11 protein-coding genes and 2 other annotated features are annotated in these 11,943 nt (G+C 48.7%); of the genes, 1 reads left to right on the forward strand and 10 read right to left on the reverse strand.

Annotation, left to right across the window (positions count from 1 at the left end; all coding sequences use genetic code 11):
* Positions 1-308: 308 nt before the first annotated feature.
* The 8 genes from G519_RS0125165 to G519_RS0125200 all read right to left on the reverse strand — a co-directional run bounded on the left by G519_RS0125165 (position 309) and on the right by G519_RS0125200 (position 9,205).
* The gene (locus G519_RS0125165) at positions 309-2,744 is read right to left on the reverse strand and encodes a hypothetical protein (protein WP_029197041.1); all 2,436 of its coding nucleotides are present in this window, start codon (positions 2,742-2,744) and stop codon (positions 309-311) included.
* Positions 2,745-3,112: 368 nt separating this feature from the next.
* The gene (locus G519_RS0125170) at positions 3,113-4,684 is read right to left on the reverse strand and encodes a 2-isopropylmalate synthase (RefSeq protein WP_029197042.1); all 1,572 of its coding nucleotides are present in this window, start codon (positions 4,682-4,684) and stop codon (positions 3,113-3,115) included.
* Between the two features lie 332 nt (positions 4,685-5,016).
* Positions 5,017-5,285: a binding site (T-box leader), on the reverse strand.
* A 157-nt stretch (positions 5,286-5,442) separates the two neighbouring features.
* Positions 5,443-5,693, reverse strand: a binding site (T-box leader).
* Between the two features lie 74 nt (positions 5,694-5,767).
* Positions 5,768-6,811 (reverse strand): tRNA (adenosine(37)-N6)-threonylcarbamoyltransferase complex transferase subunit TsaD, encoded by a 1,044-nt coding sequence (gene tsaD, locus G519_RS0125175; protein ID WP_029197043.1) that lies wholly within the window; start codon positions 6,809-6,811, stop codon positions 5,768-5,770.
* Positions 6,812-6,893: 82 nt separating this feature from the next.
* On the reverse strand, positions 6,894-7,400 hold the full coding sequence (gene rimI / locus G519_RS0125180) for a ribosomal protein S18-alanine N-acetyltransferase (RefSeq protein WP_174806667.1): 507 nt from the start codon (positions 7,398-7,400) through the stop codon (positions 6,894-6,896).
* Complete coding sequence (gene tsaB / locus G519_RS0125185) at positions 7,400-8,224, reverse strand: tRNA (adenosine(37)-N6)-threonylcarbamoyltransferase complex dimerization subunit type 1 TsaB (protein ID WP_036633747.1); 825 nt, start codon at positions 8,222-8,224, stop codon at positions 7,400-7,402. The genes rimI and tsaB overlap by 1 nt, the downstream gene beginning before the upstream one ends.
* Positions 8,221-8,703: a tRNA (adenosine(37)-N6)-threonylcarbamoyltransferase complex ATPase subunit type 1 TsaE gene (gene tsaE, locus G519_RS0125190; RefSeq protein WP_029197046.1), complete on the reverse strand. Its 483-nt coding sequence runs from the start codon at positions 8,701-8,703 to the stop codon at positions 8,221-8,223. Before tsaE ends, tsaB begins: the two co-directional genes overlap by 4 nt.
* Before the next feature lie 137 nt (positions 8,704-8,840).
* The gene (locus G519_RS0125195) at positions 8,841-9,023 is read right to left on the reverse strand and encodes an H-type small acid-soluble spore protein (RefSeq protein WP_029197047.1); all 183 of its coding nucleotides are present in this window, start codon (positions 9,021-9,023) and stop codon (positions 8,841-8,843) included.
* Positions 9,020-9,205 carry a hypothetical protein gene (locus tag G519_RS0125200; RefSeq protein ID WP_029197048.1) on the reverse strand — a complete coding sequence of 62 codons (186 nt, stop codon included), beginning with the start codon at positions 9,203-9,205 and terminating at the stop codon, positions 9,020-9,022. The genes G519_RS0125195 and G519_RS0125200 overlap by 4 nt, the downstream gene beginning before the upstream one ends.
* A 161-nt stretch (positions 9,206-9,366) precedes the next feature.
* On the opposite strand from G519_RS0125200, the gene ku reads away from it, so the two are divergent.
* A complete protein-coding gene (gene ku, locus G519_RS0125205; protein ID WP_029197049.1) occupies positions 9,367-10,236 on the forward strand; it encodes a non-homologous end joining protein Ku in 870 nt (289 codons plus the stop codon).
* 79 nt (positions 10,237-10,315) lie between these two features.
* Here the strand turns inward: ku and G519_RS0125210 are convergent, their stop codons facing one another.
* Both G519_RS0125210 and G519_RS0125215 read right to left on the reverse strand, forming a co-directional pair.
* Complete coding sequence (locus G519_RS0125210; RefSeq protein WP_029197050.1) at positions 10,316-11,263, reverse strand: ATP-dependent DNA ligase; 948 nt, start codon at positions 11,261-11,263, stop codon at positions 10,316-10,318.
* A gap of 433 nt (positions 11,264-11,696) precedes the next feature.
* The coding region (locus G519_RS0125215) for an integrase core domain-containing protein (protein ID WP_029192908.1) at positions 11,697-11,943 on the reverse strand (247 nt) is incomplete at its 5' end.

The raw sequence follows: 11,943 nt of genomic DNA on the forward strand, positions 1-11,943 counted from the left end.
GCTGATTTCGACCTCTCAGACGCATTTCCTCTCGTGAGGCAGCCTGAGGGGATCTAAAACGACCTCTCAGCTGCTCAATTCCTCAAAGGCGGGGTTTTTCTGAGCTGAGAGCGCTGATTTCGACCTTTCAGACGAATTTCCGCTCGTGAGGCAGCCTGAGAGGATCTAAAACGACCTCTCAGCTGCTCAATGACTTAATGGCGGGGGTTTTCTGAGCTGAGAGCGCTGATATCGACCTCTCAGACGAATTTCCGCTCGTGAGGCAGCCTGAGAGGATCTAAAACGACCTCTCAGCGATTCATGTCCCCCTATGAGCGGGGATTTTCTGTTTCCAGCTCCTGCAATCGCAGGAGCTGCATCGGTACGGCGACGAAGATAATTAACGTCGCTGCTGCAACAATGCCGGAGTCGTTAAGCAGCAGCGCTGCGATGGCTCCGATCATATTGGCCGAGAACCCGTACATCCAATACGGGTATTTGTGCTGCCACGAGCGAAGATGGCCGCGTGGACGGAGCACAAGGACAGCCATCACGATGAGGCTGGTGATGAGCACTTTGCTCCACACGGATGCACGAAGCAAGTGCACGTTCATCCGCAGCTTGCGCTCGATCAGCTGTCCGATCTGATCGAAGTGCCCGGCGTGCAGCGCGTGAAACGCACGCCCGACATGGTTCTCCCGCGCGAATGCCGCGGGAGAATCGGCGCTGTTGAGCAGCCACAGCGCCCCAAGCCCCAGCGCGAGCAGCGCCGACAGCAGGGCTGCGCCCCTGCCTAGGCGCAGCTCGCGCCAGCGTTCGCCGGCGAAGCAATGTGCGCCGGCTACGCCGAAGGCGACCGCGGCGCTCAAGGCGCCGCCCGCGTTCGCGCCGAGTGACGGTGCCGCCAGGCAGGCCGTCACGAGCAAGAACGCCCCGCACGCGAGCAGCGCGGCGGCAGGCGAAGCCGCCGCGTCCCCGAGGCGTGGCGATCCCTCAACCTTCCCGCTCCCTGCAAGGAGCGGCTCATTCCCACCAAGCCCGCGCAGCGCGGGCTGCTCCCCCCCATGACGGCGCTGCAAAGCCGCCGTAACGCCAAGTACGAGGGCGCCGATCAAGACGCCCATGAACTCATTCCCGATGCCGTAGTAGCGGGCGCCGATCATCGGATCATAACCCAGAATGGAATACTTCATGGCATGGGCCCCTGAACTGCCATCCAGCGTTATGATCAGCGCGTTCCCAAGACCAAGCCAGATCATGGCTGTGGATAAGCCGCATTTTTCCATAAAAGCGGAAATAAGCAGCGTACACACAATAAAAACGGCAATCAGTACCAGCATCGTGCCTTCTATCCCTACTTTTGTTGTCAGAGGAACAACCAACCAGCCCATCAACAGCATAACAGCAGGCGCCGAGAGCAGCGAGAACAGCAGCGTTCGCACACTCCTACGCCAAGGCATTTCCCTTCCTTCGAGATACCCTGGGTCTGCCAGTCTTTTTTTTATCCACAGACCATAGATCAAACTCAAGAGCAATATGAGCATTTCATAAGTAACAAAAGGATATAGAAGCAGCGGCCTACTGCGGTAAATCATCTGCATGCTGCTCTGTTCCCTGACAAGATCAGCAAGAACATCACTTTTTCCCATATAGGATAAAGGAATGCCCACCAGCCCACTCGGCACCGGGATGTTGAACTCTTTTAGCAGCGAACTTGTGAAATCTTGCGCCGTGACGACACCTTGCCTGCGAGTAGATTCCGACACCAGAATTGCCTCTCTACTGTCAGTCGTATAATGAAGGATAGGAGATAGATAAGCTTTGGCTCTTGCCGCCTCACTATTCACTTCCGGAGAGAAGATCCACAAGCTGTCCTCCTCCGTCATCCCTGCCACTACTTGCCCTATCCATTGGTCTATTTCCTTTAAGATTTGCCCTTTCAACTGCGTGAAACGTTCCTCGTTATAATGCTCTTGATCCGTATAAAGTCTGTACAAATCACCTAATTCGACTAGAGTGATACCAGGCTGCGTCCGTTTTTCCCATAAAGAATGCAATTGTGCATAATGGGTACTAACACCGTATGGTCTGTCCACGTCCAAAGTTATGACGTCATCTCCGAGTGCGCCTTTGTCCACAAAACCATTGGCATCCATCAGCATGAGCGGGCTGTAGCGCCGCATTTTTTTATCTTCCATGCCTGATCCCTTCCCTAAATCACTGCTTCCCAGCACAGAGCGAAAAACACCATACTCCTTCAACAATTCTCCTAGGATACCTGGTACATAACCTTGGTTCTTATTAGCTCGCTGCAGCATCGTGATATCAGGCACCAGTACGGAGTCAATCTCGATCTGTTTATCTTCGCCATAGCGGCCTATGTAACGATTCATAAGTTCGGAAATACGAATGCCGTGCCTTGTTTCTTTTGCTGCAAAAGCCTGCCCATCTGCAACTCCTACGGAAGGTGCTCCTGCTCCCAACGAGACATACACATCCCTCATCGTACGACTCGATGTGCGAATGTTCATAGCTCCAACTGCACTTAACTCCGTCAGCCGCCGTAAATGAGGGAGCTCAACAAGTTGATCTGGTCGGAGCTCCATGAACGATAAACCCGGTATAGAAACCACTGTTACGTGCTTGGACTTTACTATGTTGTGGATGGATGGGTCGATTCCAGCTTCTATTCCCTCCGCACTTGTGGACAACTCAAACATTAAAGTCAAGATACCCACAATGATGCCTGCTATTTTTAATTTCAAGTGTATTCACCCACTGTTTTTGCTTTTAGCATTTTCATCCAAGTGAAAAGCTATCCACTGCCGGATTGTTCCGATAATTTAAAGCGGGGTGATTTTACACCATTTAAGTTATCCACATCGTTATCCACAAAAAAAGAGAGGCAAAATTCGCCTCCCTCTGCGCTATTCCTTCGTTTTCCACATTCTTATCCACATTATCCACAAAAAAATGTTAAAAAGTTATTCTTCTCCGTATTCTTTTAAAACCATTGGTAACCATGGGTTTGCCCTAGTTATACACATTGTACACAGGGTATGTGAATAACTTTGCACACAAGCTGTGTATATATCTAAGTTTTCTTACAATTTGATCTGGTGTAGTCGTCTTATCAAGCCGTAGTGGCTTCGGTTGGAGCCGCTGCGCTATTTTGCATCCGTATGGCTTGATTGCAAGCTGAGATAAAAGCTTTGGCTACCGCAACAAGCACATCCTGATCTATGCCCGTATTTTTGTAAGTTTGGCCGCCTACTGAGATGGTGACTTCCGCTTCGCCTGTTGCTTTTTCACCTGTTGACAACGAATGAAGCTCCAGATCGGAGAAATCCACAGCCATCGGAATCGCTTGTCTAAGACACTGCACGATGGCTTCAATCGGTCCTTCACCTGTCCCCGAGTACACATTTTCAACACCAGTTTGATTGTTCTTTACCGACACGGAGGCAACCCGATTGCGATCACTGCTAGAGACGACTTGCATGTGTGTCAGTGTAAATGGCTCCATTTGCCCATCAACAGTAGAACCTACAAGCTCCATGAGTTGATCGTCCGTCACCATTTTCTGGTCATCTGCTTTTTCTTTGAATCTGGTATACAGTGTATCCAGTTCTTCTCCTGTAAGCTCAATGCCAAATTGTAGGGCGCGATGTTTCAGCGCGTGACGTCCTGAATGCTTGCCAAGGATGATCATGGACCGTGGAATACCCAGCTTTTCCGGATCCATAATTTCGTACGTGTTGCGATTTTTCAGCAGCCCATCTTGATGGATACCCGCTTCGTGTTGGAAGGCATTTCGGCCAACGATCGGCTTATTGTAAGCAATGGGGAAGCCCATGATGCGGCTGACCATTTTGGATGTGTTGAAAATTTCACTGGATACGATCCCTGTTTCCACACCCATGGTTTGCTTTCGCGTCTCAATAGCCATAACGAGCTCTTCAAGAGAACAGTTGCCTGCGCGCTCCCCTACACCGTTAACGGTTACTTCCACATGTGTGACTCCCGCAGCAATAGCCGCTAGGCTGTTCGCAACTGCAAGACCCAAATCATTATGGCAATGCGCGCTGTACTCCACGGTGTCGCCGCCCCTTACACTTTGGCGCACTCTGCGGAACATAGCCCCATATTCTTCTGGAAGCGCGTAGCCTACAGTGTCAGGGATGTTGAGTATGGTTGCTCCCTCAGCAATGACCGCCTCAAGCACTTCAAACAGGAATTCGTCCCCTGTCCGTGTTGCGTCCATCGGTGAGAATTCGATCCGATCAACGAATTGCTTCGTATAGGCGACCATGGAGCGAGCCATCTCTACCACCTGTTGACGGGATTTGCGCAGTTGGAAATCCAGGTGGATATCCGACGAGGACAGGAACATGTGAATGCGTCTTGAAGCAGCATCCTGAGTTGCTTTTATCGCCGAGTCAATATCCGCTTTAACAGCGCGGGCGAAGCCGCAAATCTCAATGTTCTGCAGTTCACGTGAAATTTGCTGCACCGCCTGAAAATCCCCAGGGCTAGATATCGGGAAGCCCGGCTCGATGGTATCCACGCCCATTTTCGCAAGCTGTCTTGCGATACGAATCTTCTCTTCTGGATATAGGGAAGCTCCTGGCGCCTGTTCGCCATCTCTAAGTGTCGTGTCAAAAATCCGAATACGACGATTGTTGTTAGTGATGTTGTTTTCCATGGTTAAATTCCTCCTCAAGGTTGGGCCAGACGTGCTGGCGTTGGCTATTTTATTGAAAATGAAACAATACTCGTAAAAGAATCAAAAATTTGATGTAAAACATACATCTAATTTCGCAATATGTTTACCTATTCTTAGATTAGCTGCATTTCCTACATCTATTTTTCTGAATTTAGACGTTTTGGGCCTTTTGAGGTGAAATTAACTGCACAAAATACAGGTAATCTTCCAAATGGACTTCTAATGCCCAATTTAGATGTACAAAATGCATTAATTTCACTTTCGAGGCCTCACAGTCACCTCAAAACAACAAAAAGACCCGTCATCTCCACATAAGAGACGACGGGTCTTCACCCAGCGCGGTACCACTCTTGTTGGCTCCAAGTCACGGAGCCCACCTCAGACATAGCGCAGCAAAACTAGCTGCAGCATTACGTCACCTGATCACGGAGGTCATCCGTTCATCCCTAACAGCATGAACTGCCTGCTCAGGATGACCGCTTCCAAGCGAGTTCGGGGCATTCACGGTCTGCGTCGCATCAACCCGCAGCTTTCTGTACCGTACAAGTGAGCCCTTACTACTCTTGTTCATCGCGTTTTGTGTATGTTTTCCTTACTACTCTTGTTCATCACGTTTTTGTGTATGCTTTCCTTACTACTCTTGTTCATCGCGTTTTTTGTATGTTCATATTTCTTCTTCGCATTTGCTCATGTTCGCTTCAAGTTTCAGAACAACCAAAAAAGCCTGCCATCTCTATAAAAGAGACGACAGGCTTGAACCTTCCGCGGTACCACTCTAATTGATCCGAGCTGTTACACTCGAAACCACTCATGTACCTGATCACGGGGGTCAACCGTCAAGACCTACTTGGGTGCTGGATCCTTGGCATCCTTATCAGTCTTACCGCTCCCGGGCGAGTTCAGGTACCGTTTCGTCTGTGCTTTCACCAAGCGCACAGCTCTCTGAGCGAAACTGCTGTTCCTTACTAATCCCGTTCGTTGCGTTTGAAAGTATTGATTGTGATTATAATATGCTGCTTTGGCAAAGTCAATACAGTTGTCAGAAAATTTATTTTATTGCCCTTACCACTCTTCCAGCTTGAGCTGAGGCTCTGCCTTCAGTTCCATGGAGTCGAATTCTTGCTTGTCCCACTTGAGGAAAGCGGCTGCGCCTATCATCGCAGCGTTGTCCGTGCAAAGGTTAAGCGGCGGCACGAGCAGCGGCACATTCAGCTGCTCGCAGCGCTCAGCGAGCCTGCTGCGCAGCCCTTTGTTCGCGGCGACACCGCCCGCGAGCAGCAGCTGCTTCGCGCCGTATTCACGCACGGCGCGGTCAGCCTTCTCCACAAGCACGTCGATGACGGAGGCTTGGAAGCCCTTGGCAATCTGCGCGACTTGAACGGCCTCGCCGCGCATCTTGCTTTGGTTGACGACGTTCAGCACCGCGGATTTCAATCCGCTGAAGCTGAAGTCGTAAGAGTCTGCCTCGAGCCACGAGCGAGGCATCTTGATCTCGGACTCGGCTTCCTGCGCAAGCCGATCCACATGCGGTCCGCCCGGGTAAGGCAGGCCCATCGCCCGCGCGATTTTGTCGTAGGCCTCGCCAGCCGCATCATCGCGCGTTCGCCCGATGATGCGGAATTGGCCCGGCCCTTCCATCAGAATCAACTCCGTGTGTCCACCGGACACAACGAGCGAGATCAACGGATACTCGAGCTCATGCACAAGTTGATTCGCATAAATATGTCCCGCAATATGGTGAACACCAATCAGCGGCAGGTCTAAGGCACAGGCTAGCGCTTTGCCCGCAACGACGCCTACTAATAGGGCCCCGATTAATCCGGGTCCCTCGGTTACGGCAATCGCGGACAGCTCCTGCAGCGATACGCCCGCTTTCTCGACGGCTTCCTCCAGCATCCATGTGATGGACTCCACATGCTTCCGGGAAGCCACCTCCGGCACCACACCGCCATAACGTTGGTGTGTTTCGATCTGGCTGGAAATCACATTGGAACGAATGATTTTACCATTTTCGACAATGGCTACGGAAGTCTCGTCACAGCTCGTTTCGATCGCCAAAATATATACCGGCTTCGTGACGGAAGCTTCTTTTTGTTCTTGTCCTATTTCACTTGTTTGTTGTTGTCCTATTGCACTTGTTTGCTCTTGCCCTGCTTCTCTAGTCAAATTCTTCACCTATCCGAAAGCCTCAATCTCCGAGACTATCCTTTCTTCTCTTAGGCAAGTCTGCCCACATAATGACAGCATCCTCGCGATTATCCGTGTAGTACCCTCTACGCACGCCAACAGAGCGGAATCCGACTTTTTCGTACAAATTTTGCGCAACGTAGTTCGAAGCTCGAACCTCAAGCGTCATCCGAATTGCCCCTAAGAAAGCGGCAGTTTTCATTAGCTCCCGAAGCAAACGCTCCCCTAGCTTACGACCTCTATACGTATCCCGAACGGCCACATTCGTGACATGCGCCTCTTCCATGATGAGCCACATCCCGCCATACCCGGCGACCTCACCTTCGATATCCATAATCATATAATGAGCGAACTGATTGTTCGTTAATTCATTCTCGAATGCACCTTTGGTCCAGGGCGTCGTGAACGCTTCTTGCTCAATTTCACAAATATAAGGGATGTCTTCCATTCGCATGGAACGGAACACCAACGAGTTTTCAGTTGTTTGCGGTTGCCGCTGCTCCATCATCAATGATCCCCTTTCTTCGTCTTAATTCCGGCTAGTAAATTGGCTTCAGCTTCCGGTAATCTGGTGTAATTAGGAACAAATGTATGCACATCTGCCTTCTCCCCTTTAGCCAGCCTCGGATAGGCTAGTCTACCTATATATTCCGCTTCAATGCCATAGGAAAGGATACGAACGACTCCGTCCCAAGCCTGCGCAAATTGTTCAAGCTCATCCTTGAATCCTTCGGTTTCACCCACAAACAGAATCTCATAGGGCCTTTGTCCTTGCGAAGATGAGGCTGCTTGCTTAACGATTTGCTCTGTCCAAGAACCTATAACACGAATGCCATCAGGCAGAACTTCTTGCCAATTTGCCCCGAGCTCACCATTCGCTGTTAACGGAGAAGCACCCTCATAGGCGTAGACTGCCGTGAAAGCCTGCTTACGTCTACCATCCATGAGCGGCACCACCCAAGTCGGCCCATTTCCGGTCGCGCTCTGCTCCTTCATAGCACCTCCAAGCGCCATTGCTTCTAAGCTGGACACACCAATAAGATCCAGACCTAACGACCATGCGAATGTTTTCGCAACAGACACGGCAATACGAACCCCTGTATAGGAACCGGGGCCTTGGCCGACAGCGACCGATTGTAGGTCCTTTGGTTTTAGATGTAAACTCGCAAGTAGATCTTGAATATGGGGAAGAAGCCCTATCGAGTGATTCCGTTCAGCGTAGGAGCTGACCTCGCCCAGCATATTGCCATTTTCCAAAATAGCAACTGTCATTGCAGATGTTGAAGTATCGATGGCTAAGCATCGCCCTAAATTCATTGTCCGTTCTGTCATTGTAAATGTCCGTTCTCCTTCATTTGTACACACCAGCTCTGATACGGGTCTCCGTGCGGAGTCAGGTGAAATACTCTGGTTTGATCATCCTGATGGTCAATCGTGATGGCTAGCCGATCTTGCGGCAGAAGGTCTTCAATTAAACTTGACCATTCGATCAGCGTAACGCCCGCTCCATAAAAATAATCGTCGAGCCCTAATTCATCCGCCTCCTCTTGGGAAATGCGGTACATATCCATATGGTAGAAAGGAAGCTCGGCTCCCTCGTATTCTTTGATAATGGTAAATGTAGGCGAGTTGACGGTTTCGGTAATTCCCATCGCTCTGGCAAAGCCTTGCGAAAACCTCGTTTTTCCCGCACCCAGATCGCCATCTAGTGTAAAGACGGTGCCAGGCTGCAAATAGGCGGCCAGCAATCTCCCCAGTTTATCGGTATCTTCCTCGTGCCGGGAGTTGTACGTAAATGTGGATTGAGGCAAGTAGATCTCATCCCTTTCTTTCCGTTTGCGCGTGCTGCTCCTATTATAGTCCTCGCTAGTAGGCAACATCAACTCTCTAATACAAAAAGCCCGCCCCGAAATAACTCGGAGCAGGCTTTGCTGTTCTTTCACATCCACTAATGGACCTCTTCTAACTCTTGAACCGTCACAACCCGAGAATCGGCCGGGTTTTCTTCCGCATGAACTTTGGCCGTTGCTTTGCCAGAATCCACACTGTCGATCCAGACAGGGAGGCCATTTAACTCGACGTGAATCTTCTCATCAGCGGCTAGAATTTCTTGAGTGCGATGAATGTTCATGGCTCATCCAATACGGATTCCGGATGATCCATCGTATCCGTCGTTGAGGATTCGATTAATCCATTGTGCAAGGTGACGTTGCCGCCTCCCAAGCCTTCGTTAATCATGCGATCAATGTCCATGAAATGATCATCTTTCCCTTGATTATCTTTATCTTGGGATGCATTTGAATCTTGTGCCATCCGTGAATCCCTCCTTAGCATAAATTAGCTTCATGGTAATTAACTTGCGTTTTTAACGTACCCACTCTCAAGGCCATCTATTCTCTTAAATCCCTACCGTATAAAGCCATTAATTCAAGAGAATACTAGTACAATCACGATTAATGGGGAGGAATCACGAGATGCATACGGTTTGGAAAGGCGCTATTAGCTTCGGACTTGTTCATGTGCCTGTGAAAATGTTTTCAGCTACGGAAGATAAGGATATCTCTATGCGTTACATACATAAAACTTGTATTACACCGCTCTCCTATGTGCGTAAATGTCAGACTTGTGACAAGGAAGTAGAGTGGGAGGAAATTTCCAAAGGATACGAGTATGAACCTGGACGTTTCGTTATTTTTGAGAAGGATGAATTGGAAAATATCTCAGGCGAAGCGAATAAAGAGATCAAGATTCTGGATTTCGTCAACTTGACAGATATTGATCCTGTTTATTTTCAAAAGACTTACTACCTCGGGCCTGGAGATACTGGTTCTGGCGCCTATCATTTGCTGCTGGATTCCATGCGTCAAACCGGCAAAATTGGCATCGCCAAAGTCTCGATCCGTTCCAAAAGCTCACTAGCCGCCATTCGAGTTATCGAGAACTGCCTCGCTATGGAAACTATTTTTTACCCGGATGAGATTCGTCCGATTTCTCAAGTTCCCAACCTTCCCGAGAAAGTTACCGTGAACGAGCGTGAAATGGAAATGGCGAAGATGCTGATCAGCCAACTATCGACACCTTTTGAGCCTGAGAAGTATAAAGATGAGTACCGCGGCCGCTTGCTCGAAGCAATCGAGCATAAAGTGGCTGGAGAAGAAGTACAAGCTGCCCCTACGCTGCAGAAAACGAGCGTTATTGATCTCATGGCAGCGCTGCAAGCGAGTCTTGACGCCACGAAGTCGACGGATGACAAAGTTACCTTGAGTGAGGACGCCAGTGTCACTGAGGTCAAGAAGTCGAAAGCGAAACCGAGAGCCAAAAAAGTCAAAGAACCGGTAACGTGAATGTGAATTGGACGCAAATAAAGCGCTCATTCTTGATTATCAAGGATTAGCGCTTTTGCATTGTTCTGTTGTTTACCATCTACATATTTTGTGAAAACGTGCAATCCGCTAGATCCATTTGAACGAAGGCTTGAATGCTGGGATGCCTCATCGTTCCATGGGGAGTCCATTCAAGAAATTGTATTTTCGCCGTTAACTTGGGTTCAATCCAAATGGCTTCTTTACTCCGTTCAGGCTCATTAATAAATGGCTTTTGCGGCGTCGTCATCGGTTCAACGATCTTCGTCAATTGACGCCAATCTTCCCTGCTTAATTTTCCAGTGCCGGCATGACCGATATAGACAAAACGGCCTTCTTTGTCGTATAATCCTAGCAATATCGCATTGACAACTCCCGCCCTCGTCGTTACCCCGCCAATCACAGCAAATAGGTCGTGGAAAATCTTCTTCTTCACCCAACGGCTGTCTTTTCCCCCAATGGCATAAGTACTGTTAAGGTCTTTGCATACAACCCCCTCCATACCGTGCTCCTTCATTACATCGAAAAGTTTGTTTCCGTCCGCAATGTTTTGCGTAAGTTGAAAATGGGGCAAAGGGGTAATCACATCATGGAGTATCTTCTGTCTCTCCGATAATGGCTTGTCCACGATCCATTTGTCATTGTACATGAGGATATCGAAAATCATATAAGTAATGGGCGTTTGCGAGACGGCTCTATCTATGCTTTGGCTTTTTCGTAAAGATTCCCTCTTCATAATTTCGTGAAAGGAAGGCTTCTTTTGATCAAATGCAATGATTTCCCCGTCTAAGATGACTGAGGAAGCAGAACAGTATGATTGGATATCTAGCAGCTCTGGGTACTGTTTCGTACGGTCATTACACCTACGATTCACTAAACGAACGTCATTTCCATCAAAATAGGTTAGCATTCGGACGCCGTCCCATTTAATCTGTGCCACCCAATCATCGGATGTTGGAATCTTTTCTGTGCTGATCGGCTCGAAAGGAAATACGGGCTTGAGTTCCATGTGGGTCTCCCCTGTTTGATATGTTCTCTTCATTGTTGCCATTATTAAAAAAGAACAAACCAAGCTAAGACTACGTCCCTCTTTTTGAAAGTCCAGAATGATTGAAGAGGATCAACCAGAAGCCCGGTATCTACTTGCTGCCAAGACAATCAATGTTTGCTCCAAGCCAAGTTCGCCCCAAAACATGTTGTACTTTGTACAACAAAAAGCAAGCAAATCAGCGTTATCTTCAAAATTGTTGCAGAAAATACACCATTTACTCCCAAGAGTAGCTCCATAGCATGAAATATGGCTAAACTGTTGTACAAACTGCAACATCTACAGCCAATTGAGAAGAAAGTAGAGAAATTGTTGTACACCGGTTCGGCCCCTTAATTATGGAGTCTAGCTGCTAAATGCTCTCGCTCTCGCAGCTTCTCATTTCTCTAGCACACTAAAGCGCAATTTCTACGGCTTCTAATTTTTTAGCTTCCCAAGCTGCATGGTACTGGCTTGGACTCATTTTGTGCAGACTTCCGTGGAAACGCCGTTGGTTGTAGAATTCAATGTATGTGTGTACTCTTTGGTAAGCTTCTTCAAACGTTTCAAAGTACTCTTTTGTGTACACATCTCTTTCAATAATGCTATGAAATGACTCAATGTATGCGTTCATATTGGGGGTCTTGGGCGGTATGCGCTCG

Origin of the sequence: Paenibacillus alginolyticus DSM 5050 = NBRC 15375, from assembly GCF_000422905.1 — a bacterium.
Lineage (GTDB): Bacteria > Bacillota > Bacilli > Paenibacillales > NBRC-103111 > Paenibacillus_E > Paenibacillus_E alginolyticus.

Coding starts and splice junctions, on each gene's coding strand:
- G519_RS0125170 (WP_029197042.1), bottom strand. CDS start 4,684: ATGGAAAACAACATCACTAACAACAATCGTCGTATTCGGATTTTTGAC.
- rimI (WP_174806667.1), bottom strand. CDS start 7,400: ATGATGGAGCAGCGGCAACCGCAAACAACTGAAAACTCGTTGGTGTTC.
- tsaB (WP_036633747.1), bottom strand. CDS start 8,224: ATGACAGAACGGACAATGAATTTAGGGCGATGCTTAGCCATCGATACT.
- G519_RS0125195 (WP_029197047.1), bottom strand. CDS start 9,023: ATGAACATTCATCGCACTCAAGAAATTCTAGCCGCTGATGAGAAGATT.
- G519_RS0125200 (WP_029197048.1), bottom strand. CDS start 9,205: ATGGCACAAGATTCAAATGCATCCCAAGATAAAGATAATCAAGGGAAA.
- ku (WP_029197049.1), top strand. CDS start 9,367: ATGCATACGGTTTGGAAAGGCGCTATTAGCTTCGGACTTGTTCATGTG.
- G519_RS0125210 (WP_029197050.1), bottom strand. CDS start 11,263: ATGGAACTCAAGCCCGTATTTCCTTTCGAGCCGATCAGCACAGAAAAG.